Annotated in this window: 24 protein-coding genes and 1 tRNA gene; 14 read left to right on the forward strand and 11 right to left on the reverse strand. The window is 56.9% G+C overall.

Annotated elements, in window-relative coordinates:
* The first annotated feature begins 20 nt into the window (after positions 1–20).
* From sufC to GOW60_RS04150, 7 genes are all read left to right on the forward strand, one after another.
* Positions 21–776 (forward strand): Fe-S cluster assembly ATPase SufC, encoded by a 756-nt coding sequence (sufC, locus tag GOW60_RS04120; RefSeq protein ID WP_171168077.1) that lies wholly within the window; start codon positions 21–23, stop codon positions 774–776.
* Positions 776–2,056 (forward strand): SufD family Fe-S cluster assembly protein, encoded by a 1,281-nt coding sequence (locus GOW60_RS04125; protein ID WP_171228314.1) that lies wholly within the window; start codon positions 776–778, stop codon positions 2,054–2,056. The genes sufC and GOW60_RS04125 overlap by 1 nt, the downstream gene beginning before the upstream one ends.
* On the forward strand, positions 2,056–2,541 hold the full coding sequence (locus GOW60_RS04130) for a YIP1 family protein (protein WP_171228315.1): 486 nt from the start codon (positions 2,056–2,058) through the stop codon (positions 2,539–2,541). The genes GOW60_RS04125 and GOW60_RS04130 overlap by 1 nt, the downstream gene beginning before the upstream one ends.
* Positions 2,538–3,104, forward strand: coding sequence for a YIP1 family protein (locus tag GOW60_RS04135; RefSeq protein WP_171228316.1), 567 nt, complete (start codon positions 2,538–2,540; stop codon positions 3,102–3,104). The genes GOW60_RS04130 and GOW60_RS04135 overlap by 4 nt, the downstream gene beginning before the upstream one ends.
* A gap of 12 nt (positions 3,105–3,116) precedes the next feature.
* Positions 3,117–4,337 carry a cysteine desulfurase gene (locus tag GOW60_RS04140; protein WP_152458008.1) on the forward strand — a complete coding sequence of 407 codons (1,221 nt, stop codon included), beginning with the start codon at positions 3,117–3,119 and terminating at the stop codon, positions 4,335–4,337.
* Between the two features lie 77 nt (positions 4,338–4,414).
* A tRNA-Arg gene (locus GOW60_RS04145) sits at positions 4,415–4,491 on the forward strand.
* Positions 4,492–4,956: 465 nt separating this feature from the next.
* Positions 4,957–5,289 (forward strand): hypothetical protein, encoded by a 333-nt coding sequence (locus GOW60_RS04150; protein WP_171228317.1) that lies wholly within the window; start codon positions 4,957–4,959, stop codon positions 5,287–5,289.
* A gap of 55 nt (positions 5,290–5,344) precedes the next feature.
* Here GOW60_RS04150 and GOW60_RS04155 read toward each other — a convergent pair whose 3' ends face one another.
* Positions 5,345–5,914, reverse strand: a complete 570-nt coding sequence (locus tag GOW60_RS04155; protein ID WP_171228318.1) for a DUF882 domain-containing protein — start codon at positions 5,912–5,914, stop codon at positions 5,345–5,347.
* Positions 5,915–6,036: 122 nt separating this feature from the next.
* Entirely contained in the window at positions 6,037–6,393 is a 357-nt protein-coding gene (locus GOW60_RS21095; RefSeq protein ID WP_254443844.1) for a hypothetical protein, read from the reverse strand.
* On the opposite strand from GOW60_RS21095, the gene GOW60_RS04165 reads away from it, so the two are divergent.
* From GOW60_RS04165 to GOW60_RS04180, 4 genes are read left to right on the forward strand one after another with little or no spacing between them, the layout of a single operon-like run.
* Entirely contained in the window at positions 6,331–7,872 is a 1,542-nt protein-coding gene (locus GOW60_RS04165) for a murein L,D-transpeptidase (protein WP_371813322.1), read from the forward strand. The two genes, GOW60_RS21095 and GOW60_RS04165, sit on opposite strands and share 63 nt — an antisense overlap.
* A 34-nt stretch (positions 7,873–7,906) precedes the next feature.
* Positions 7,907–8,998: a UDP-3-O-(3-hydroxymyristoyl)glucosamine N-acyltransferase gene (gene lpxD, locus GOW60_RS04170; protein ID WP_171228321.1), complete on the forward strand. Its 1,092-nt coding sequence runs from the start codon at positions 7,907–7,909 to the stop codon at positions 8,996–8,998.
* A gap of 32 nt (positions 8,999–9,030) precedes the next feature.
* On the forward strand, positions 9,031–9,288 hold the full coding sequence (locus GOW60_RS04175; protein ID WP_152458003.1) for an acyl carrier protein: 258 nt from the start codon (positions 9,031–9,033) through the stop codon (positions 9,286–9,288).
* A gap of 9 nt (positions 9,289–9,297) precedes the next feature.
* The gene (locus tag GOW60_RS04180) at positions 9,298–10,506 is read left to right on the forward strand and encodes a beta-ketoacyl synthase (protein ID WP_152458002.1); all 1,209 of its coding nucleotides are present in this window, start codon (positions 9,298–9,300) and stop codon (positions 10,504–10,506) included.
* Between the two features lie 51 nt (positions 10,507–10,557).
* Here the strand turns inward: GOW60_RS04180 and GOW60_RS04185 are convergent, their stop codons facing one another.
* Positions 10,558–11,136 (reverse strand): invasion associated locus B family protein, encoded by a 579-nt coding sequence (locus tag GOW60_RS04185; protein WP_171228322.1) that lies wholly within the window; start codon positions 11,134–11,136, stop codon positions 10,558–10,560.
* Between the two features lie 448 nt (positions 11,137–11,584).
* Here GOW60_RS04185 and GOW60_RS04190 point away from each other — a divergent pair, with 448 nt between their 5' ends.
* Positions 11,585–13,132 (forward strand): helicase HerA-like domain-containing protein, encoded by a 1,548-nt coding sequence (locus GOW60_RS04190; RefSeq protein WP_171228323.1) that lies wholly within the window; start codon positions 11,585–11,587, stop codon positions 13,130–13,132.
* 32 nt (positions 13,133–13,164) lie between these two features.
* Here GOW60_RS04190 and GOW60_RS04195 read toward each other — a convergent pair whose 3' ends face one another.
* From GOW60_RS04195 to GOW60_RS04225, 7 genes are all read right to left on the reverse strand, one after another.
* Entirely contained in the window at positions 13,165–13,419 is a 255-nt protein-coding gene (locus GOW60_RS04195) for a hypothetical protein (protein WP_152457999.1), read from the reverse strand.
* A gap of 181 nt (positions 13,420–13,600) precedes the next feature.
* The gene (locus GOW60_RS04200) at positions 13,601–14,914 is read right to left on the reverse strand and encodes a branched-chain amino acid ABC transporter permease (RefSeq protein ID WP_171115895.1); all 1,314 of its coding nucleotides are present in this window, start codon (positions 14,912–14,914) and stop codon (positions 13,601–13,603) included.
* Positions 14,911–15,921: a branched-chain amino acid ABC transporter permease gene (locus GOW60_RS04205; RefSeq protein ID WP_152457997.1), complete on the reverse strand. Its 1,011-nt coding sequence runs from the start codon at positions 15,919–15,921 to the stop codon at positions 14,911–14,913. Before GOW60_RS04205 ends, GOW60_RS04200 begins: the two co-directional genes overlap by 4 nt.
* Before the next feature lie 209 nt (positions 15,922–16,130).
* Complete coding sequence (locus GOW60_RS04210) at positions 16,131–16,460, reverse strand: hypothetical protein (protein ID WP_171115897.1); 330 nt, start codon at positions 16,458–16,460, stop codon at positions 16,131–16,133.
* A gap of 328 nt (positions 16,461–16,788) precedes the next feature.
* Positions 16,789–17,619, reverse strand: a complete 831-nt coding sequence (locus tag GOW60_RS04215) for an ABC transporter ATP-binding protein (protein WP_171204766.1) — start codon at positions 17,617–17,619, stop codon at positions 16,789–16,791.
* Positions 17,616–18,404, reverse strand: coding sequence for an ABC transporter ATP-binding protein (locus GOW60_RS04220; protein ID WP_171228324.1), 789 nt, complete (start codon positions 18,402–18,404; stop codon positions 17,616–17,618). The genes GOW60_RS04215 and GOW60_RS04220 overlap by 4 nt, the downstream gene beginning before the upstream one ends.
* Before the next feature lie 125 nt (positions 18,405–18,529).
* Positions 18,530–19,711, reverse strand: coding sequence for an ABC transporter substrate-binding protein (locus GOW60_RS04225; protein WP_152457993.1), 1,182 nt, complete (start codon positions 19,709–19,711; stop codon positions 18,530–18,532).
* 153 nt (positions 19,712–19,864) lie between these two features.
* Here GOW60_RS04225 and GOW60_RS04230 point away from each other — a divergent pair, with 153 nt between their 5' ends.
* Entirely contained in the window at positions 19,865–20,962 is a 1,098-nt protein-coding gene (locus GOW60_RS04230) for a PQQ-dependent sugar dehydrogenase (RefSeq protein WP_171228325.1), read from the forward strand.
* 96 nt (positions 20,963–21,058) lie between these two features.
* Positions 21,059–21,586, forward strand: coding sequence for a GNAT family N-acetyltransferase (locus GOW60_RS04235; protein ID WP_171228326.1), 528 nt, complete (start codon positions 21,059–21,061; stop codon positions 21,584–21,586).
* A gap of 9 nt (positions 21,587–21,595) precedes the next feature.
* Here GOW60_RS04235 and GOW60_RS04240 read toward each other — a convergent pair whose 3' ends face one another.
* Complete coding sequence (locus GOW60_RS04240) at positions 21,596–22,600, reverse strand: GlxA family transcriptional regulator (RefSeq protein WP_171168156.1); 1,005 nt, start codon at positions 22,598–22,600, stop codon at positions 21,596–21,598.
* Positions 22,601–22,727: the final 127 nt, after the last annotated feature.

Consider the following 22,727-nt stretch of genomic DNA (forward strand, 5'->3'; position numbering starts at 1 on the left):
GATACGCAAAAGGATAAAAAATGCTGGAAATCAAGAATCTGCACGTGAAGCTTGAAGAAGAAGACAAGCAGATCCTAAAGGGTGTGGACCTGACGGTTGAAGCCGGCAAGGTACACGCGATCATGGGGCCGAACGGGTCAGGCAAGTCAACACTCAGCTACGTGCTGTCGGGCCGCGACGGGTACGAAGTGACCGAGGGGTCCGCCACGCTGAATGGCGACGATCTGCTGGAGATGGAACCGGAAGAGCGCGCCGCTGCCGGCGTGTTTCTGGCCTTCCAGTACCCGGTCGAAATTCCGGGCGTGGGCAACATGACCTTCCTGCGCACCGCCGTGAATGCACAGCGCAAGGCGCGGGGTGAGGACGAGCTGTCCGCCGCGGATTTCCTCAAGGAAGTGCGTGCCAAGGCCAAGACGCTGAAGATCGACGCGGATATGCTCAAGCGTCCGGTCAATGTGGGTTTCTCGGGCGGTGAGAAAAAGCGCAATGAAATCCTGCAAATGGCCATGCTGGAACCCAAGATGTGCATCATGGACGAAACCGACTCGGGTCTGGATGTGGATGCGATGAAATTGGTCGCCGAAGGTGTGAATGCGCTGCGCGATGAAGGTCGCGGGTTCCTGGTCATCACCCATTACCAGCGCCTGCTGGATCACATCAAACCCGACGTCGTGCACATCATGGCCGATGGCCGCATTGTCAAAACCGGAGGTCCAGATCTGGCGCTTGAGGTTGAAAACAACGGTTATGCCGACATTCTTGCCGAGGTGAACTGATGGCCTTGCCCGAAGTCAAACAATCCGCGACCGAGGCCCGGCTGTCTGCCTTGACCATGCCCGACGCGGGATGCACCCGCGCCGCGCGCGAAGACGCGCTGGCCCGTGTTCTGGAAACTAGTCTGCCCGGACGGCGTGACGAATATTGGAAATACACTCAACCGGACACTCTGGTCTCGCCAGACGCGCCTCCGGCTGCGGTGTTTGCCGATGACGAGCCGTTGATGTTCAGCGGACTCGACCGGCTGAACATCGTCTTCGTGGACGGTGAATTCAGCGCCGAAGAGTCGGACGACCTGACGCTGGAAGGCGTGACCATCGACCGGCTCGAGGATATCTGCTGCAAGGACATTCATTGGGCGAAAGACCTGTATGGCGTGCTTGAGACGCGCGGTCAGTCTCCGGTCCAGCGTCCGCTGGCGGCGCTAAATACGGCCTTTGCGTCGGATGGTGTGGCCATTCATGTCACCGGCAAACCGTCCAAACCGATCAACCTGATCTATCGTCATGCGTCGCCAACCTCGGATGCGATCCTGCACCACGTCATTCGCGTCGAAAGCGGGGCCGAGGCCACCATTCTGGAAACCGGTCCGGCTGCGTCACGCTTCAACAAATGCATGGAGATCGACATCGCCGACAAGGGCACGCTGCACCATGTGCGCGCCCAGGGCAGGGACCATGAACGCCGGGCCGCGACCCATATGTTCACCCGTCTGGGCACGGAATCGGTCTATAAATCCTTCACTTTGACCGTGAATGGCGTGCTGACCCGCAATGAGCAGGTCGTTGAGCTGACAGGCGATGACGCGGTCGCCCATGTGGCCGGGGCCTGTGTTGGCGATGGAGACTTCCATCATGATGACACGGTTTTCATCACCCATGACGCGGTGAACTGCGAAAGCCGTCAGGTGTTCAAGAAAGTGCTGCGCAACGGGGCGACGGGCGTGTTTCAGGGCAAGATCCTCGTGAAGGAAGGCGCCCAGAAGACCGACGGTTACCAGATCAGCCAATCGCTGCTTCTGGATGATGACAGCCAGTTCCTCGCCAAGCCCGAGCTTGAGATCTATGCCGATGACGTGGCGTGTTCGCACGGCTCGACCTCGGGTGCGATCGACGAAACCGCGCTGTTCTATCTGCGGTCCCGTGGCGTGCCGGTCAAGGACGCAACCAACATGCTGACTTTGGCCTTTCTCGCCGAAGCGGTGGATGAGATCGAAGACAGCGCCTTGGCGGAAGAGATCGTAAGCCGTCTGGAAGGGTGGCTGGCGCGTCGTAGCTGATGGCCGTCTCGTCTGACATATTGGCCACATACCGAGGGCCGGGGCGCGTGGTGCGCCGGCTTCTTGAAATGGGTCAGCGGGAAGACAGGGCGCTGGTGTTTGTCATGGCGTTTTGCTTGGTGGCTTTTGTCGCGCAAATGCCCAGCCTTGCCCGCAAAGCGCATCTTGAAGGCGTCGAGCTGAACATGCTTCTGGGCGGCGCTTTGCTGGGGTCGGTGTTCATACTGCCGTTGTTTTTCTACACGCTGGCGCTGATTTCCTATTGGGCGGCGCGGATGGCGGGCGGGCAGGGCACTGCATATGGCGCACGACTGGCCCTGTTCTGGGCGTTGTTGGCATCCGCCCCCCTGGTCTTGTTGAATGGTCTGGTTGCCGGGTTCATCGGGCCCGGGCCCGCTTTGACAATTGTGGGCATCGCCTGGGTTGCTGTTTTTGTCTGGTTCTGGTTATCCGGTCTGAGACAAGTACAAAGGTCCGCTGCATGACTATCAATTCCCTCGGCGCTCTGGCGGTTCTGACGATCAGAAGACCCGACCAAGCCGCCCGCCAGCTGTTGTCCCTGAAACCGGGGCGGGAAGGGTTGTGGTTGGCCTTTGCGCTGGCAGTGGTTTTGAACTGTCTCGTCCAGTTGGGAATCGACTTGTCGGTGCCCGTGCCGCAAGGTCAAATCGCACCGCCTCCCGAAAGTGTCCCCGTTGTTTTGCTGCGATCCGCCGGAGCAATGCTGCTGAGCATCCTCGCGTTCTTCGTCGTCGGAAAAGCGATAGGCGGCAAAGCAAGCTTTGACGATCTGATGGTTCTGACGGTTTGGTTGCAGTTCCTGCAAATCGTCGCCCTTGTCATGACCCTTGTTCTAAGCCTGACGATGCCGTTTCTGATGATGATGATGCTGTTCGCGACGGCGATCCTGAGCCTTTACATCACGCTTCATTTCCTGAACGAAGCGCATCAATTCGGATCCCTTTGGAAGTCCTTCGCCGTAATTCTGTTGTCAGCCCTGATTGCGGTTCCCTTCGTCCTGTATTTAACACCGGCCGCGCCTGTCTAGGAAAACCGTACCATGTATGATGTGCAGAAAATTCGCTCTGACTTTCCGATCCTGTCACGTCAGGTGAATGGCAAGCCGTTGACCTATCTGGACAACGGGGCGTCGGCTCAGAAGCCTCAGGTCGTCATCGATGCGGTGACCCGTGCCTATTCCGAAGAGTATTCGAATGTTCACCGTGGATTGCACTATCTGTCCAATCTGTCGACCGAGAAATACGAAGCTGTTCGGGGGATCATCGCCCGTTTCCTGGGGGCATCGAACGAGGATGAGATCGTTCTGAATTCCGGAACGACCGAAGGGATCAATCTTGTTGCCTATGGCTGGGCCATGCCGCGCCTGGAAGCCGGGGATGAGATCGTCCTGAGCGTCATGGAGCATCACGCCAACATCGTGCCCTGGCATTTCCTGCGGGAACGGCAGGGCGTTGTTCTGAAGTGGGTGGATGTGGACGCTGACGGGGGGCTGGATCCGCAGGCGGTGATCGATGCGATCGGCCCGAAAACCAAACTTGTGGCCGTGACGCAATGTTCCAATGTTCTGGGTACCGTCGTGGATGTCAAAGCCATCACCGAAGGTGCACATGCTAGGGGCGTACCGGTGCTGGTCGATGGCAGTCAGGGCGCGGTGCATATGCCGGTGAACGTGCAGGACATCGGTTGCGACTTTTACGCCATCACCGGCCACAAGCTGTATGGCCCGTCGGGGTCGGGTGCGATCTACATCAAGTCCGAACGCATGGCCGAGATGCGCCCCTTTGTCGGTGGCGGTGACATGATCAAAGAGGTCAGCAAGGATCAGGTGATCTACAACGACCCGCCGATGAAGTTCGAGGCCGGAACACCCGGCATTGTCCAAACAATTGGCCTGGGCGTTGCGCTGGAATACATGATGGATTTGGGAATGGACAACATTGCCGCCCATGAATCCGGCCTGCGGGACTATGCCATGCAGCGCCTGAACGGTCTCAACTGGCTTCAGGTTCAGGGCACGCGGCCAGACAAGGCTGCCATCTTCAGCTTTACGCTAGACGGGGCCGGCCATGCCCATGATGTATCCACGATTCTGGACAAAAAGGGGGTTGCCGTCCGCGCCGGGCATCACTGTGCGGGCCCGCTTATGGATCACCTGGGCGTCACGGCGACCTGCCGTGCCAGCTTTGGTCTATATAACACGACGGATGAGGTCGACACACTGATCGAAGCGCTTGAATTGGCGCATGATCTTTTCGCCTGATTTTGGTTTCAAAGAGGGTGCAACAATCACGATTTTCAGTTGCACCCGGATTGGAACAAGGTTAGCTAACGGCCAAGGCACCTGTAGCTCAGCTGGATAGAGCGCTGCCCTCCGAAGGCAGAGGCCAGAGGTTCGAATCCTCTCAGGTGCGCCACCATCGCCATATTTCTAAGGCTTTTTGGCAAAACAGGAACTTCTGCGCCGAATTGGCAGAAGTTCGCGGGCCACATGGCCGTCGCTAATGAAGGACAAGGGTCCTGCGCTGGTCCGAGGATATGCCGCAGAATAGCGTCATTCAACATCTGACCGGCCAGGAATTCTTCTGCTTTCGCGTTTTCGGTTTCCAGCGCCCGAAGCTTCTTGGCTTCCAACAGTTCCAACCCGCATCTGCTGTTGAAACTACGTAAGGTGTCCTGGCTGACCCCCTCTCGGGATATTTTCAACGCGAATACCCTTTCGGGCCATGGATAGTGTCTGCACGCCTCCGTTTTTCGCCCGCTTGCCACCACCCTATTAATCCTGACAATCATTTTGAGGCTTAACCCCTCAAGCAGTGGTTTTTTTGATGTACACTTTCCGAACGAGGCTGGCGCGCGTCAGCTCAAATGGAGGAAGGAATGTGAAAGTCATCTCTTCAAATAGGAAGCTAATAATCGTTGTCGTGATTGTAGCACTATTGGGTAGCGCGATTACCGGGGTTTCAGCTTCAAGCGTTTTAGGATGGATCGTGGTCGCCGTAATTCTGGCGTTTATCTTTGGAAAGCTGACCGATGATGAAGAACCCGATAGCGATGATGATTCAGAAAGCGACAATGCTTCCGGTTCCAGTGTTCCCACTGACGTCGGTGATGAAAAGTCTCGTGAGACCAGCAATTCCACTGCTGCGACAGCATCCGCCAATGACACCGGAGGCGGTGATGCTGGCGGCGGAGGGGGAGACGCGGGGATGTAACTGGCCGCCCCAGTCAAACCCCTGTCATGTAAGCCGAGATCGTGAAGTCGCTGTTTTAGCCGCGCCAGGTGCGGACGACACCGCAGTCCATATGCACGAAATTGGACCCGTAATATTGACCGACACCGCCGGCCCGGCATGACATAGCAGCCTTAGCCATCTGCGAGACGGAGCGGGAAGACAGGCGCAGGTCTGCCGCTTGCCCCTTCATGTGAAGCGATTTCCGGGCGACGCCGCGAGAGCGGGCGCGGAGCATGGCGTTGGTCTGGGGGGAGCGATAGCCCGACAGCAACATGTAAGGTTCGTTGACATCCAAAAGGTTGTGTGATGCCGCCATGATATCAATCGTGCGTAAATCGATGGATTTTACGTGATCTGTACGCCAATCGCGCATGAAATGGTTCACTTCTTTGACAGCGTCCTTGATATATTTACCATCGACCCAATAAATCATGTCCAACTGTTCGCCCGTGCGACCGGAATACATGCGAATGCGACGGATATCGCCGCCGCCGCGCAAAAAGCCTGCTGCTTTGGAGTAGGTGGGTGCTGCTGCGACTGCTGTTGCTGCAAACGCACCCAATAGGGCACGTCGGGTCAAGCCCGAGGAACTGCTCTTGGTCATTTTGGTTCGTCCCGTACTGTTCCTGCCTGCGCACGATGTTACGCGCGCTGTCTTAATTTTTCCCATCCCAGATGCGGAATTTATGACACAATCGGATTCGACGGCCAAGAAGTGTTTCATAGTCACCTTTTCAAGGGGGAATTTTCGGCAGATTTTTGCGCAAATGTCACAGCCGAGCGCAGAATATTTGCAGGTGTTGGCTGCGCATCACCGGGCCGATGCAAACGCGCATCAGACGCCAACAGAAGCAATTCGGTAAGGAATTTGTGAATAGACAAGTTTGCGCAACCAAACTCATAGTTGTTCGACGCACGTATCACCAACCAAGCCATTGATTCCAAGGCCATCCAATGCTTTCTGTTTTCCGAACCCGTACCAGTATCCTGCTTGCCGCCTGTTTTGCGGCCACCGCCAGTATGGCAAACACCACTTCTGAACCTGCGCACAACACGGCGTTTCAGATGGCCGTAGCAGAACATACCCCACGGGAATCGAAGATCGCAGAGTTTTACCGGACAAACGGATATTCGCCGATTTGGGTGGGTGAATCCGATGAGCATATGCAACGCCGGGCCGCATTGATCCAAGCACTGTCACATGCGCATCTGCACGGTCTGCCGCAGGCTGATGCCACTGTTTCATCCTTGATTCAGAAAATGCAGGATGCACGCTCGACACGCGACCTTGGCGCCGTTGAGGCTGAACTGAGCAGGGTTTTCGTAGAGTTTGCCGACGCATTGTACTCAGGTTTTCTTCGGCCCGGAAATATCGACGACGGACTTGTTCGGTCGGTGGATCGTCGCAGCGCGGCCGAGCATCTGAACGCCCTGAACACACAGGGCGCCGCGTATCTTGCTCAATTGGCTCCTCAAACCCGTCAGTACCGGGCTCTGATGAAGCAGAAACTGGCGCTTCAGGATTTGGTAGATCAAGGCGGTTGGGGGGCGACTGTCCCGGAAACCAAGCTGGAGTACGGTGATACCGGGCCCAATGTTGTAAAGCTTCGCAATCGGTTGGTGTTGATGGGCTACATGAAACCATCGGCCAACCCGTCTTTCGACGCCGCGCTGCTGGAAGGGGTCAGGGCCTTTCAAAACGCGCATGGATTGGAACCCGATGGCGTTGCAGGCAAGGGCACGATTGCCGAGTTGAATCGCCCGGCCGTGGACCGGCTCAAGGCTGTTTATGTCGCTCTGGAACGGGAACGCTGGTTGCCTCGGGAACGCGGCGCACGTCATATTCTTGTCAACCAGACAGATTTTTCGGCAAAGATCGTGGATGACGGGCAAGTCACGTTTGAAACCCGTGCGGTGATCGGCAAGAACACGCATGATCGCCGCAGCCCAGAGTTCTCGGACGTGATGGAACATATGGTGATAAACCCCAGCTGGTATGTCCCGCGCTCGATCATCACCAAGGAATACCTGCCGAAGTTGAAAGCGAACCCCAACGCGGTCGGTCATATCCAGATCACGGACAGCAGGGGCCGGCAGGTCAATCGCGGGGCGGTTGATTTCAATCAGTTCACCGCGCGGAGCTTTCCTTTTGCGATGCGCCAGCCGCCCAGCAAAAGCAATGCTTTGGGGCTGGTCAAGTTCATGTTCCCCAATAAGTATAACATCTATCTGCATGATACGCCCCAGAAAAGCCTGTTCGCGCGTGAGGTGCGGGCGTTCTCGCACGGCTGCATCCGGCTGGCACAGCCTTTCGAATTTGCCTATGCATTGTTGGCCAAACAGGAAGAGGATCCAAAGGCATTCTTCCATCGTGTTCTGAACACGGGAAAGGAAACCAAGGTCAATTTGGAACAAAAAGTTCCGGTCCACCTGATCTATCGAACGGCATATGTCGGGCCAAAAGGCGAGGTGCAGTATCGCCGCGATGTCTATGGCCGGGACCGCAAGATTTGGGAGGCCCTGCAAAAGGCAGGGGTGGCCCTGCCGGACGTTCAGGGTTAAGCACAGGGCAAATCCTGCCAAAAGGAAGCCCGAGATGCAGTTTACCATTCAGCAAATCGCCGACGCTTTGGGTGCCGAATGCCAAGGCGATGGGGGCCTGACGATCGTGCGTGCGGCCGAACCGGGTGATGCCAGCCCAACCGACCTGGCCATGGCCATGTCTCCGAAATACGCCGAAGCGCTTTCGAAAGGGGACGCGCGCGCCGCCGTTCTGTGGGAGGGCGCGGATTGGCGGGCCATGGGGTTGCGCGCGGCCATTTTCGTGAAGCGTCCGCGCATGGCGATGGCGGGGATCACCGCAATGCTGGATCGCGGGCAAGGGATTGAACCAGGCATTCACCCTTCCGCGGTAATCGATCCAACGGCCGAAATCGGATCTGACGTGGCGATAGGACCGCTGACTGTTGTTGGTGCTCGGGCGCGAATAGGTTCGGGCTCGGTCATCGGAGCACACTGCGTGGTGGGAATGGATGCCATTCTTGGCGAACAGGCCCTGTTGCGCGAAATGGTCAGCATTGGCGCGCGCGCACAAATCGGGGATCGGTTCATCGCGCAGCCCGGTGCAAGGATTGGCGGTGACGGGTTCAGTTTCGTGACACCCGAGGTCTCGGGCGCCGAGAACGCCCGCAAAACGTTGGGCGATCAGGGGGACGCCAAGGCCCAAAGCTGGCTTCGCATCCATTCTTTGGGCGCTGTTGAGATCGGTGACGATGTCGAGGTTGGCGCCAATTGTACCGTCGATAATGGAACCATCCGCAACACGCGGATCGGTGACGGCACCAAGCTGGATAATCTTGTCCATGTCGGGCACAACACCCGCGTCGGGCAGGATTGTCTGCTGTGCGGTCAGACGGGTGTGTCCGGCTCGGTCGAGATCGGCAACAACGTCGTTCTGGGTGGTCAGACCGGAGTGGTCGACAATATTTTCATAGGGGACGGCGTCATTTCGGGCGGGGGCACGAAGATTCTGTCAAATGTGCCCGCCGGGCGCGTCATCATGGGGTATCCGGGCATCAAAATGGAGACCCATACCGATGTCTACAAGGCGCAGCGGCGACTGCCGCGAATGGCACGCGACGTTGAGGCACTGAAAAAGGCTGTTTTCAAACAGACCCCAAGCGATTAAATCATCGTCAAACTGAAAATCAGGGGATCGACATGAGCATCAGCGACCGCGTCATCGCAATCATTGCAGAGCAGGCCGTGCTGGAGCCATCGGATGTGACGCCCGAAAGCACGCTGGAAGATCTGGGAATCGACAGCCTTGGTCTGGTCGAAAGCATTTTCGCCATCGAGGAAGAGTTCGACATTTCAATTCCGTTCAACGCCAATGAACCCGAGGCCAACGATTTTGACATATCCAATGTCGCTGCGATCATTGCAGGGATCGAAAAGCTCGTGTCGGAAAAGGTCTGACAAGCGCTCATGAAACGTGTTGTCATTACCGGCGCAGGTACGATCAATTCACTGGGCCATTCGGTTCCTGATACGCTGGAAGCTATGCGCGAAGGCCGTTGCGGCATCTCGGAACTGGAATTTCGGGACGTTGATCGGTTGGCCATCAAGATCGGCGGGCAGGTTCGCGGCTTTGAGGCCGAAGGTCGGTTCAACCGTCAGCAGATGTCGCTGTATGACCGGTTCACTCAGTTCACTCTGACCGCCGCCAAAGAGGCCATCGATCAATCCGGCATCGAGTTTCACGGAGAATTGGCCGCAAAATCAGGTGTTGTTTTGGGGACCGCCGGCGGTGGCGTATCGACCTGGGATGACAATTATCGCTCGGTTTATGAGGACGGAAAGAACCGGGTACACCCGTTTGTCGTTCCCAAACTCATGAACAATGCGGCGGCCAGCCATGTGTCCATGGAACACAATCTCAAAGGCCCCAGCTTCACCGTGTCGACCGCCTGCGCGTCGTCGAACCATGCCATGGCTCAGGCCTTTCAGATGGTCCGAAGCGGCATGGCCCCGGTCATGATCACTGGCGGATCCGAATCCATGTTGTGCTTTGGAGGCGTCAAGGCCTGGGAAGGGTTGCGCGTCATGTCCAAGGATGCGTGTCGACCGTTCAGCGCCAACCGAAACGGAATGGTACAGGGCGAAGGGGCCGGTATCTTTGTTTTCGAGGAATACGAGCACGCCCGCGCCCGTGGCGCCGAGATCATGTGCGAAGTCGTTGGTTTTGCCATGTCGTCGGATGCGGCCGATATCGTGATGCCCAGCAAGCAAGGGGCTTCAAGGGCCATGTCAGGTGCCTTGGCCGACGCCAGATTGAATGCAAGCGATGTGGGCTACATCAACGCGCATGGCACCGGAACGGCTGCGAATGACAAAACCGAATGTGCCGCCGTGGCGGATGTTTTTGGGCCCCATGCTGACGACCTGATGATATCGTCGACCAAATCCATGCATGGTCACCTGATTGGTGGAACCGGTGCGGTGGAACTCTTGGCATGTATCATGGCGCTGCGGGACGGTGTGATTGCACCCACCATCGGATACGAGGAACCCGATCCGGAATGCGCGCTTGATGTCGTGCCGAACGAAGCTCGGGAAGCCAAAGTCGACGTCGCGCTCAGCAATGCGTTTGCCTTTGGCGGGCTGAATGCGGTTTTGGCGTTGAAGCGGATTTGATCCGCGAAGCGCCGCCGCAATCGGTGCGGCGGCACAATCGTAAACGCACCCTCAGTTCGCGTTGACGGTCAGGGTGTCATAGCCGGACGTAAAGCCGGACAACGACATCTCCATCTCCAGTACCTGATCAGGGAAGCGGGCCGGAACCAGCGAAAAGATCGCCTTGGTGCCAGCTTTCATTGCATCGATATCGCCCTGGCTCAAGCCCAGCTGCGCGACGCAGCCAACAGGCAGGCAATGATGATAGTTGTACAACTTGCGGGGCGCACCATCGATGGACAGGGCGAGCTGAGCTTGCAGCAGTGTTTCCAACGGAACGATCACATTCGCCCATGCAACTGCCGCGCCGCCCTCGGGCAGTCTTCCAATCGACACCTCAGCTATCGGATCACCCTGGTTGCCCTTCAGAATCTGGACGATGGCGCACGGGTCTTCGCCTTGCTGCGCCTTGATGCAGGACAAGTCCCAGTCGCCGAACTTTTCCTTGACGAACTGTTCTCCGGGGCGCGGGCCTTCCTGACCCAAATCAAGACCGTTGTCCGGTTCGGATGTCGTTGTGTCCTGCGCATATGCTGCGCCACATAGAAGAATTGCCGCCACTGTACTTAGCGAGAGGATTTTCTTGATCATGAATGCCTCGACTTGATGCTTGAGCTTTTTGCTTCGTTTAACACTCTTCTGAACTGGTGTCAGGCACTAACAGAACGCCATGTCTAAACGTGAACGGATTCTTACCAGAACACCAGAAACCAACTGCCCTGAGACAGAAAAAGAGAGCTGTATTAGCCAGCTCTCTTTTCCAAAAGGTTCTCCCCGTCGGACTGGCCGACTTATTTATGCGCAAACCCTACGAAAGGGGCGCAGACGGGTCAACAGCTATCCTCAAATTTTAATTTTACGGTCAGAACTTTGAAACCAAATTCGAACCCGTAAAAAAGCCGTGCCCGAAGGCACGGCCAGTCGACAGGGAGGAAGTCTGCCCCACGTGAGGGAAACAAACGCGGGGCAAATTGACTATCGCAGTCAAAGGTTAACTTTGTATGCTGGTCACGGATCGGTGAAACATAAGGCAATGTTAATGGGCAAGAATATATTTTTGGGTGGCGGCGGCGAAGGCTATGGCCAACCGCAGGAACTGGAGCTGAAATATGCCAACCGCCATGGTCTGATTGCCGGCGCCACCGGGACCGGTAAGACCGTGACGCTGCAAATCCTTGCGGAAGGCTTTTCCCAAGCCGGAGTTCCGGTGTTTTTGTCCGATGTCAAAGGTGATCTGTCGGGCCTGGCTTTGCCCGGAAGCGACGCGCATAAACTGCATCAGGCATTTATGGATCGTGCCAAACGCATAGGGTTCGACGATTTTGCTTATTCCGCCTGCCCGGTTACGTTCTGGGATCTTTTTGGCGAACAGGGCCATCCGGTGCGGACGACGGTCACTGAAATGGGCCCTTTGCTGCTGTCCCGGTTGATGGAATTGAGCGAAGCGCAGGAAGGCATCCTGAACATCGCGTTCCGCGTGGCCGATGAAGAGGGAATGCCTCTTCTGGATCTCAAAGACCTTCAGGCGCTGCTGGTCTGGATCGGCGAGAACCGGGCCCAGCTTTCATTGCGATATGGCAATGTATCGACATCTTCGATCGGTGCGATCCAGCGGCGATTGCTGGTATTGGAAAACCAGGGTGGAACAAAGCTGTTTGGCGAACCTGCGCTGGATCTGTCCGATCTGATGCGCACCGATGAAAACGGGCAGGGGATGGTGAACATCCTTGCTTCGGACAAACTGATGGCCGCGCCACGGTTGTATGCGACATTCCTGTTGTGGCTGCTGAGCGAATTGTTTGAGGAGCTTCCCGAAGTCGGTGATCCTGACAAACCCAAGCTGGTGTTCTTCTTCGACGAGGCGCATCTGTTGTTTGACGGTGCTCCGAAAGTGTTGGTGGACAAGGTCGAACAGGTTGCGCGCCTGATCCGGTCCAAAGGCGTGGGAGTCTATTTCATCACCCAGAATCCCGCCGATATTCCCGAGGATATTCTGGGGCAGTTGGGCAATCGCGTTCAGCACGCTTTGCGGGCCTTCACGGCGCGTGACCGAAAGAACCTGCGTCTGGCGGCGGAAACCTATCGCGAAAACCCCGCCTTCGACACCGAAGCCGCAATTCGTGAGGTGGGCGTTGGTGAGGCTGTCACGTCGATGCTGCAGAAAAAAGGTGTTCCCGGAATTGTCGAGCGCACATTGATTCGTCCGCCGGGATCCCAGTTGGGGCCCATTTCTGATGCCCAGCGGCGGGCCATTCTCGATGCCTCGCCGATGGCGTCTAAATATGACGATGGTATTGATCGAAAATCGGCCTTTGAAATCCTTCAGGCTCGGGCCGAGGCCGCCGCCAAGGCCGCTGAACAGGCAGAGGCCAATGAAGTGCTGGAGGCACAATCACCGATGGAACGAGAGTATTCTTCGGCTCGCAGATATTCGGGAACCCGGGTCGGCAGATCCTCGTCCCGGGTGCAACGGCGGAAAGACACGTTTGCATCGGCGATGACCGACGCGGTGATCAAGGAACTGAAGGGAACGACCGGACGCCGGATCGTTCGCGGTATTCTGGGTGGATTGTTCCGCAACAGATGACGGAACGGCGCCCATCACGGGCGCCGCAATACTTACTTCAAACGACGCTGGCCTTCCTGACGGCAGTAGGCGTCAGCCTCCGGCACGGACATTTTCGAAGCCGGGAAGTCAATCGCCCGGTCCCAGGTCACCCGGTCGTGACGGTATAGCTGACAGGTTACGACACCTTTGGGCGTTTGAACCTTGACGGGAGTTGTTTCAAGTTCTTCCGGAGTGGGAATGCAGGCGGTTGTTACGATGGCAACAACCGGCAACAGAAGCAGTGTCTTGAACCGTGGTGCTTTCATTTTTGACTCTTTTCAAAACGTGTAAATGATCGTTACAGATCGGCGTAGACGGATATGAGTGCCGGCGACATACCGCAAAAAGAAAACACTGCGGTGTGTCCGTTTATTCAAAAAATCGTTAAGAATCAAGAAACCGCGCCGGATAAGAGGCGCGGTTTCGCTTATTGAAGGTGGAAGTGATCTATTTCTCTGGGATCAGCCCTCTTGGGCTGAATCTGAGAACAATCAACAAGATCAGACCCATCGTGAACAGGCGCATATGTGCGGCGCTGTCCAGCAGGTGGGCTTTCAATGCACTTCCGTCCGGCAAGCCGGCGGTAATGACATTCATCAGCCACAAGCCGATCGGTTCAACCTGAACCCACAGGAACCAGATCAGGAATGCGCCCAGAACGGCCCCGAAGTTGTTGCCCGAACCACCCACGATCACCATCACCCAGACCAGAAAGGTAAAGCGCAGCGGTTGATACGCGCTTGGCGTCAACTGGCCGTCCAGCGTTGTCATCATCGCACCCGCGATACCGCAAACGGCCGAACCCAGTACGAATATTTGCAGATGACGACGGGTGACATCCTTGCCCATGGCCTCAGCCGCCACTTCATTGTCACGGATTGCGCGCATCATCCGGCCCCACGGGCTTTTCAGCGCCATCTGTGCCATCCAGAGCAGAACCAGAAGTACTATCATGAACAGCAGCGAATAGCCGAGTTTGACCGAGAGGGTGGACGCGGTGACGGGGTCCAACCCCAACCATTCTGCCCGCGCCAGAAAGGCCGGGTCGTTCTGCAAATCCACTTCGTAGCCCACAACGGGGGACGGGCGAGGAATGCCGTAGACATTCTTGACGCCCCGGGCCAGCCAGTCTTCGTTTTTCATGACGGCGATGATGATTTCGGCGATCCCCAATGTGGCAATCGCCAGATAATCCGAGCGAAGGCCCAGCGCCGTTTTACCGATCAGCCACGCAGCACCCGCCGCCAGCAAACCACCCGCCGGCCAGGCCAGCAGAACCGGCAGATTCAAACCTCCGATATTGCCGGCAATTGCCGGGTCGATGGCCTCGACCGCCGCAATGCTGGGATCGAACACCGCGCGATAGACAAAAAAGCCCACGACAAGAACGGCGATGATCGTCAGGGTTTGCACACGGCCCTTCGGCAGCTTTGTTGCCACCAGAACGGCGGCAACCACTGTCGCGGCGCCCAGCAGCAAAGACAGAACGATGCCATAACCTCCGGCGGCCCAAGCACCGGGCGTGGGCGGCGTTGAAACCAGTACGACGGCCAGACCGCCCAGTGCGACAAAGCCCATCACGCCCACATTGAACAGACCGGCAAAACCCCATTGCAGGTTTACTCCGATCGCCATGATGGCGGAAATCAGCCCCATATTCAGGATCAGGATCGCGGTGTTCCAGCTTTGCGTGAAACCGGTCAACAGGATCAGGCCGCCGACAATTGCGAACAGCAGCGTGTTTTTGACAGAGTCGGTCATACGGCCTTTCCCTTGAAAAGTCCCGTGGGCTTGAACAGAAGCACGATCAGCAGGATGACAAAGCTGACCGCGAATTTGTAATCGGTCGAGAGGAGTTGGACCAAACCTGACGGCGCCAGACTTTCAGGCGACACATAGGTCAGTACCTTCTTCCAGGCGTATGTTATCGTCACTTCGGAAAACGCGATGATAAACCCGCCTGCGATGGCGCCCAGAGGATTGCCCAAACCACCCACGATGGCCGAGGCAAAGATCGGCAGCAGAAGCTGAAAATAGACGAAGGGTTTGAAGCTTTTGTCCAGCCCGTAAAGAACGCCAGCAGTTGTGGCCAGCGCCGCAACGATGATCCATGTGATCATCACCACACGTTCCGGATTAATGCCTGACAACAGCGCCAGATCCTCATTGTCCGAATAGGCCCGCATCGACTTGCCGGTGCGCGTCTTGTTCAGAAACCAGAACAGCAGAGCCACGGCAACAACGGCCACGATCACCGTGATACCTTGCGACGTCTTGATGGCCAGACCTTCACGCAGACCGGTCATCGCCTTGAAATCGCGTGCCGAAACAATGAACCGAGCCCCATCCGAGAACCGTTGGTCATCCGGCCCGATGATAAACCGGACAAGGCCGTTCATGATGAACATCACGCCCATGGAAACGATCACCAGAATAACGGGCTTCGCCTTCTGTTCACGGTAAAATTTGTAGACCAGCCTGTCGGTGATCAGCACCAGCACGATACAGCCCAGGATGGCAAAGGGCAGGGCAAGCAGGGCGGTTGGCAACGGTCCAAAGCTGATTCCGGCGGCCTGCAACCCCCATGTGACCAGTACGGCGACCATCGCGCCAAAGGCCATGGTGTCACCATGGGCAAAGTTCGAAAACCGCAGGATGCCGTAGATCAGGGTCACGCCAAGCGCGCCCAATGCCAGTTGGCTGCCATAAGCGACCGCTGGAACCAACACAAAATTCGCAAGCGCAACAAGCGCGTTGAGTAGATCCATTATTTCTTCTCACTGTCCGGGTGCGGCTTTATGGCACGACGCCGACGAAAGACACAACAATTTGGAACATGATTTTTAGGGCTTTATGCATGTTTTTATGCCGCTTGGCAGGCTTCGGACACGCTGGCAGAGGCCCCTTGGTTCTTCCCCAAAGAAAAAGACCGCGCCACACTGAGGGGCGCGGTCCGAAATCATGAAAGATCGCGGGTCTAGGCACCGGTTTCCGTGCATTGGCCGCGATCATTTTGCAGAACCGGGCGGCGGATGGACAGGTTGTAGGACAGATCCGGGCTTTTGACGAAGAACGTCATGACATGCTGCTCGGTCGTCAGGATGAACGTCAAGTTGTTCAGCCCCGGAAACACCTGCGCATCCCCGGTCGTGTCACCGAACTTGACCGATCCCTTTTGCGCACCTTCGAACCGTGTCAGCCGATACTCGGTTCCATCAATTTCCGATGTACACACAAATTCGCGCTGCTGAGCGACGGCACCGGTTGCCAGTTGTGCGGCCAGGGCGGCGATCATCCATTTTTTCATTTTGACTTCCAATTCTTGTGTCCCCAACCGGGGCGCGTTTCGGGGATTGGTTTAGGTGTTCGGGCGCAGCGATATTTTTGAAATTGGGCCTGATTAAAGCAGCAGATTGGCATTCGGCGCGTTTTCAAAGTCTTTTTTCCGCAACGGCCCGCAGGAGATTAATTGATATTTTTCAGATACCTAATAAAGGTTCTCATGTCCTGAGCCTCGGTTTGAAGCACCGGTTGCCACGTTCTGGCCTTCAATTTTGCGCATTGCGATCAAGCAAAAGGACCAGCCGAGAATCTCGACTGGCCCCACATGAAAATCTGCCATTGAAAAGCGTCGATCAGCCGCCCAAAAACGACTTTCGCACCTCGGGGTCGGCCAGCAGTTCCTTGCCCGTTCCGGTATAGGCATTGCGCCCCTGAACCAGAACATATCCCTTGTCGGCAATCTCCAAGGCCTGGCGGGCGTTTTGCTCGACCATCAGGATCGGCAGGCCGGTGCGGGACACTTCGATGATCCGGTCGAACAACTCATCCATCACGATCGGCGAAACACCTGCCGTAGGCTCGTCGAGCATCAGCACCTTGGGCTGGGTCATCAGGGCGCGGCCCACGGCGACCTGTTGGCGTTGTCCGCCCGACAGCTCTCCGGCGGCCTGATTGCGCTTGTCGCGGAGGATGGGGAACAGGTCATAGACCTGCTCCATCGTCTGGCTGATGTCGTCGCGACGGATGAAGGCACCCATTTCCAGGTTTTCCTCCACCGTCATAGAGGTAAAGATGTTCTGTGTCTGCGGCACAAAGCCCATGCCACGCATGACCCGATCCTGTGGGGTGAGGTTTGTAATATCCTCGCCATCCAGACGCACAGACCCTGAACGGACATCCAGCATCCCGAACACTGCTTTCATCGCCGTAGACTTTCCCGCACCGTTGGGGCCGACGATGACTGCGATTTCACCCTTGTCCACCGCGATGGTGCAATCATGCAGGATGTCGGGCCCTTTGCCGTAGCCACCCGTCATGGTGTCGCCGATCAGAAACGGGCCGCCCTCGACCTTATGCGTCGCACCACTTTTGCGATGGGCCGGCGTCATGGTGCCGACACCGTGCGGATTGGTGATCGAGGCGTCCTTGTTGCCCTTGTCATCCTGATAGGGGTTGTCGCTCACGCGCCTGCCTCCAGTTTGTCTTTGTTCTTAAGGCCGGTGCCCAGATAGGCTTCGATCACGTGCTCGTTCGCCTTGATCTCGTCCAAGGTACCCTCGGCCAGAACCTTGCCTTCAGCCATGCAGATGACCGGATCACAGATCTTGCCGATGAAATCCATGTCATGTTCGATGACGACGAAGGTATAGCCGCGCTCTTTGTTCAGGCGCAGGATCGTGTCGGCAATGGTCATCAACAGGGTGCGGTTCACACCCGCGCCGACCTCGTCCAGAAACACGATCTTGGCATCCACCATCATCGTGCGGCCCAGCTCCAGCAGCTTTTTCTGACCACCCGAGACCTGACCCGCCTTGTGATCGGCCAGATGTTCAATCGTCAGAAACTCCAGCACCTCATCGGCCTTGGCCTTCAGCGCGCGTTCTTCATCAGCGATGCGTTTGCGGCCAAACCACGTGTTCCACAGCGACTCGCCTGATTGCGCGCCGGGCACCATCATCAGGTTTTCGCAGCAGGTCATAGACGGGAATTCATGTGCAATCTGAAACGTGCGCAACAGACCCTTGTGGAACAGTTCATGCGGGGGCAGACCGGTGATATCCTCGCCGTCCATCACCACCTTGCCGCTGGTCGGCGGCAGAACACCTGCGATCACATTGAACAGAGTGGTTTTTCCTGCCCCGTTGGGCCCGATCAGGCCGGTGATCGACCCTTTCTGGATTTCCAGCGATGCCCCGTCCACCGCATGAAATCCGCCGAAATGCTTGTGCACGTCCTCGACGACGATCATCTTTTCCCCTTGCCGCCTGTTCGGCGCTGTTGTCTCGACCCCGTTTGTCGGGTGCGGTCTTTTTTCATTGAAACAGCCCGGACACAAGGCCCGGGCTGCTTTCATTCATAGCCTTTGGCGATCAATCAACGGAAGTTGACAGTCTTGTTTTCACCGTCGGTCACTTCGATCTCGCGATAGGAACCCGCGCTTTCGCCGGGGCCGATCAGCTCAACACCGGACGCACCGACATAGTCGATGTCCTGACCGTTTGCCAGCAATTCCAGACCCTTGGCCAGTTCGCCGGGATAGATCTTTTCGCCCGGAGCGTTGGCAACGTCCATGATCTTGCCGCCATAGTCGGCCGGATTGGTCGATCCGGCAGCCTGCATGGCCAGCATGAACAGAGCCGCAGCGTCATAGGATTCGGGCGAATAGGGCGACGAACCGTCGAAACCTGCTGCCTCGGCCATGGCGAAATACTTTTCGGCGCCTTCACCACCCGAACCGGCGATCTGACCGAACGAACCGTTCAGGTCGGGGCCGACATTGGCCGGCAGCGAGTCACCGATCATGCCGCCGGGCAGGCCAAAGGTGTCAAACGCACCGCTGTCCAGCGCCGACTGGATGATGCCCAGACCGCCCTGATCCAGATAACCCGCAACGACCAGAATGTCGCCACCGGCCGAGGCCAGAGCACCAACTTCGGCCGAATAGTCGGCTTTGCCATCCTCGTGCGCTGCAACGATGGTCACTTCACCACCTGCTGCCTCGAAAGAGGTTTGGATCGCGTCCGCCAGACCCTTGCCGTAGTCGTTGTTGGTATAGGTCAGAGCGATCGAGTTGATGCCGCGATCCTTCAGGATATCCGCCATCACCTGGCCTTCGCGCGCATCTGACGGCGCGGTGCGGAAGAACAGGCCGTTGTCTTCCATGGTCGACAGGCCCGGCGAGGTCGCCGAGGGTGAGATCATGACCATGCCATTCGGAATCGCGACGTTCTGAAGGATCGCACCGGTCACGCCCGAGCAATCGCCGCCGATGATTCCGGCAACACCGTCCGCAATCATGCGTTCGCCGTTCGAAGTGGCCAAACCGTTATCAATGCAGCCGGTGTCGGCGCGCGATGCGGTCACTTTGGATCCATCCAGCAGTTTTCCGGATTCGGTGACTTCCGCCATCGCCAATTCAGCGCCCGAACCCATTGCAGGTGCCAGCGATTCAATTGGACCGGTGAATCCGAACAAAACACCAAGCGTGATGTCCTCGGCCAGCGCAGGTCCGGCCAGCAAAGCGGATGCTGCAGTTGCTGTAAGCAGCTTTTTCATATGGTTACTCCCTATTGTGAACGTATTCGTTCTGGCCACGAACCTAGGCAAGCTGCCCGGAAAAGAAAAGTCCTAACGCAATCGTGCTTTTATCGATCGGAAATCTATCTGTTTTGTTAGGGTTTGCCCAAGATTGTCCGGAGAGGGGTCAACATGCGCAGAGCTGCCGCGATTCTGTTCTTCACTTTTTGCACTCAAAGCGCCTTTGCACAGGCGGTGTCGACCTCGGTCGGGAAAATTGAACTCACCGAAATGGCAGGCGGGCTGGATACGCCCTGGGCCGTCGGCATCCTGCCTGACGGCAGTTTTCTTGTCACCGAACGCGACGGAAACCTGCTGTATGTTCAGGGCAGAAAGGCGAAGGCCATATCCGGCGTTCCCAAGGTTGCAGCTTCGGGGCAGGGCGGATTGCTGGACATCACGATCCCGCGAGATTTCAATCAAAGCCGCGAGGTTTTTCTGACCTTTTCAAAACCGCAAAAGGGTGGCGCAGGCACGGCTGTCACCGTCGCGCGCCTGTCTAAGAACGGCACGCGTCTGACGAATCTGCGGGTCATTTTCGAGGCTTCCCCCGGCGGATCAGGCGGGCGGCATTTCGGCTCGCGCGTTGTAGAAGCCAATGACGGCACGCTTTTTGTAACCATCGGAGATCGAGGGGATGCGCCACAGGCGCAGGATCGCTCGAACGCCATAGGGTCCGTGATCCGTATCAACCGCGACGGCTCGGTGCCGTCGGACAATCCTTTCATCGGGCAGGCAGATATCCGACCTGAAATCTGGACCTATGGGCACCGCAACCCACAGGGGGCCGATCTGGATGCGCGCGGCCGATTGTGGGTGTCGGAACACGGGGCGCGCGGCGGCGACGAGGTGAACCTTGTCAAACCCGGCGCCAATTACGGCTGGCCGGTCATCTCGTACGGCACGCATTATTCCGGAGAGAAGATCGGCGAGGGCACCAGCAAGCCCGGTATGGAACAGCCGCGCCTATACTGGGACCCGTCGATCGCGCCGTCGGGGTTGATGGTCTATTCCGGCGATATGTTTCCTGAATGGCGGGGCGACATTTTCGTGGGCTCGCTGAAATTCGACTATATCGCGCGGCTGTCCGGAGACCCGCTGCGCGAGGTCGAGCAGATCAAGGGCCCCGAGACCGAACGGGTCCGTGACATAGTGCAGGCCCCGGATGGGGCGATCTGGTTCATTTCAGTCGGGCAGGGCGCGGTTTACAGGATGTCTGTCAAACAGTGACATACGAAGCATGCCAGCAGACTTTACAATTCCATTTGCGCGTTTCCATCGTCGCAGTCACTCTGTCCAACAGGTTACACGGTTAAGGGGATATCAATGAGTGATTTCGACATTGAATTGTGCACAAGTATCCCGCCAAGAACCGAGCTGAATATGATTTTGGAGCAATATTATGCTCTTATCGCTCAAAGAATGCAGGGTATGGGGTTCGAATTGGATCCTTCCGCACCGCAAAGCGCACTTGAGGAATTCTGGGCGAACACGGATGACTACATGCCTCCGAACGGATGCCTGATCGTCGCAAGAAACCGCGATGGCAAAATCGTGGGGTGTGGAATGATGAAACGGTTTGATCAGTCTACCGGCGAGTTGAAACGTGTATTTGTAACCGAAGACGCTCGGGGCACCGGAGTGGGGCGCGCATTGATTCAAGCACGAGAACAAGCCGCCAGAGCTATGGGGCTGAAGCGATTGATCGCAGATACACTCACTCCAAATGTGGAAATGCGGTCTTTGTATCCCAAGCTCGGGTTTGTGGAACTGGACTCTCCGATCAAGACAACAACCTACAAAGATCAGCCCATGCTCCGACCGCACTTGCACTATTTCGTCAAAGAGCTTTGACGCTGAGCCTTAGACTGACAGTCTTCCACTTTGCGCACCACGTTCGCGATAGGGCGTGGTGTTGTAATGCGCCCGGTAGCATTTCGAGAAATGGCTGGGCGAGGCGAAACCACAGGCCAGCGCCACGTTGATGACGCTCATATCGGTCTGCATCAGCAGGTTGCGGGCCTTGTGCAGGCGCAGCTCCATGTAATAGCGCTTGGGGGAACGGCTGAGATACCGGCGGAACAGACGCTCCAGCTGGCGGGTCGACATACCTACGTCCTTGGCAAGGATCGAGGGCGAGATCGGCTCTTCGATGTTTTTTTCCATCATCAGGATAACCTGGCTCAACTTCGGATGCCGCACACCGATTCGGGTCGGAGTTGACAGGCGCTGCGTGTCCTGGTCGGTTCGAATCGAGGAATAGATCATCTGATCCGCCACCGCGTTGGCCAGATCCTCGCCATAGTCATCTGCAATCAGCTTGAGCATCAGGTCAATCGACGAGGTGCCGCCCGCAGTCGTCATGCGGCTGCCATCGATCTGAAAGACGGCTTTGGTCAGTTCGACCTCATCGAATTCCTCGATGAAACTGTCAGAGTTCTCCCAATGGATCGTTGCCTTCTTGTTGTCCAGCAACCCGGCCTTTGCCAGAGTATAGGCCGCAGTGCAGAGGCCACCGATCCGCAATCCCCTTCGGGCTTCGCGCCGCAGCCAGTTCAGCACGCGTTTGCTGGTGGCCGCCTGAACGTCCACACCACCGCAAATCAGAACAACGTCGTCGCGCTGCAACTCAACCAGATCACTGTCAAGCTTGAACTCGGTCCCGGCCGAGCAGGTTACCGTCTCTCCGCCTTCTCCCATCAGCTTCCAGGTGTAAAGCTGTCTGTTCGCCATGCGGTTGGCGATGCGCAGACTGTCAAGCGCCGAAGCAAAGGACAGAAGCGAAAACTTGTCCAAAAGGACAAACACGAAATTCCGGGGTGGGGCCGCAGTGTCTTCCACCGTGACAACTTGGCGTTGCTCTTGCATGGCGAGATGTCCTTGCTTCGCTGCTGGTCAGTTGATTATCCAGCAGCAGATTTGACAGCCACCATGATCAAAGCTTGTTTACGTCGTCAAGAGGCGCAAATGGGATATGGTCACTCTTCATTGCATT

Origin of the sequence: Ruegeria sp. HKCCA4008, assembly GCF_013033125.1 — a bacterium.
Classification (GTDB): domain Bacteria; phylum Pseudomonadota; class Alphaproteobacteria; order Rhodobacterales; family Rhodobacteraceae; genus Ruegeria.

Bases quoted from the DNA above. Each gene is read 5' to 3' on its own strand.
- GOW60_RS04130 (WP_171228315.1), top strand. From the start codon at position 2,056: ATGGCCGTCTCGTCTGACATATTGGCCACATACCGAGGGCCGGGGCGC.
- GOW60_RS04180 (WP_152458002.1), top strand. From the start codon at position 9,298: ATGAAACGTGTTGTCATTACCGGCGCAGGTACGATCAATTCACTGGGC.
- lpxD (WP_171228321.1), top strand. From the start codon at position 7,907: ATGCAGTTTACCATTCAGCAAATCGCCGACGCTTTGGGTGCCGAATGC.
- GOW60_RS04235 (WP_171228326.1), top strand. From the start codon at position 21,059: ATGAGTGATTTCGACATTGAATTGTGCACAAGTATCCCGCCAAGAACC.
- GOW60_RS04155 (WP_171228318.1), bottom strand. From the start codon at position 5,914: ATGACCAAGAGCAGTTCCTCGGGCTTGACCCGACGTGCCCTATTGGGT.
- GOW60_RS04230 (WP_171228325.1), top strand. From the start codon at position 19,865: ATGCGCAGAGCTGCCGCGATTCTGTTCTTCACTTTTTGCACTCAAAGC.
- GOW60_RS04140 (WP_152458008.1), top strand. From the start codon at position 3,117: ATGTATGATGTGCAGAAAATTCGCTCTGACTTTCCGATCCTGTCACGT.
- GOW60_RS04175 (WP_152458003.1), top strand. From the start codon at position 9,031: ATGAGCATCAGCGACCGCGTCATCGCAATCATTGCAGAGCAGGCCGTG.
- GOW60_RS04190 (WP_171228323.1), top strand. From the start codon at position 11,585: ATGGGCAAGAATATATTTTTGGGTGGCGGCGGCGAAGGCTATGGCCAA.
- GOW60_RS04205 (WP_152457997.1), bottom strand. From the start codon at position 15,921: ATGGATCTACTCAACGCGCTTGTTGCGCTTGCGAATTTTGTGTTGGTT.
- GOW60_RS04135 (WP_171228316.1), top strand. From the start codon at position 2,538: ATGACTATCAATTCCCTCGGCGCTCTGGCGGTTCTGACGATCAGAAGA.
- GOW60_RS04185 (WP_171228322.1), bottom strand. From the start codon at position 11,136: ATGATCAAGAAAATCCTCTCGCTAAGTACAGTGGCGGCAATTCTTCTA.
- GOW60_RS04220 (WP_171228324.1), bottom strand. From the start codon at position 18,404: ATGATCGTCGTCGAGGACGTGCACAAGCATTTCGGCGGATTTCATGCG.
- sufC (WP_171168077.1), top strand. From the start codon at position 21: ATGCTGGAAATCAAGAATCTGCACGTGAAGCTTGAAGAAGAAGACAAG.
- GOW60_RS21095 (WP_254443844.1), bottom strand. From the start codon at position 6,393: ATGTTCTGCTACGGCCATCTGAAACGCCGTGTTGTGCGCAGGTTCAGA.
- GOW60_RS04225 (WP_152457993.1), bottom strand. From the start codon at position 19,711: ATGAAAAAGCTGCTTACAGCAACTGCAGCATCCGCTTTGCTGGCCGGA.
- GOW60_RS04240 (WP_171168156.1), bottom strand. From the start codon at position 22,600: ATGCAAGAGCAACGCCAAGTTGTCACGGTGGAAGACACTGCGGCCCCA.
- GOW60_RS04125 (WP_171228314.1), top strand. From the start codon at position 776: ATGGCCTTGCCCGAAGTCAAACAATCCGCGACCGAGGCCCGGCTGTCT.
- GOW60_RS04200 (WP_171115895.1), bottom strand. From the start codon at position 14,914: ATGACCGACTCTGTCAAAAACACGCTGCTGTTCGCAATTGTCGGCGGC.
- GOW60_RS04195 (WP_152457999.1), bottom strand. From the start codon at position 13,419: ATGAAAGCACCACGGTTCAAGACACTGCTTCTGTTGCCGGTTGTTGCC.
- GOW60_RS04210 (WP_171115897.1), bottom strand. From the start codon at position 16,460: ATGAAAAAATGGATGATCGCCGCCCTGGCCGCACAACTGGCAACCGGT.
- GOW60_RS04165 (WP_371813322.1), top strand. From the start codon at position 6,331: ATGGCAAACACCACTTCTGAACCTGCGCACAACACGGCGTTTCAGATG.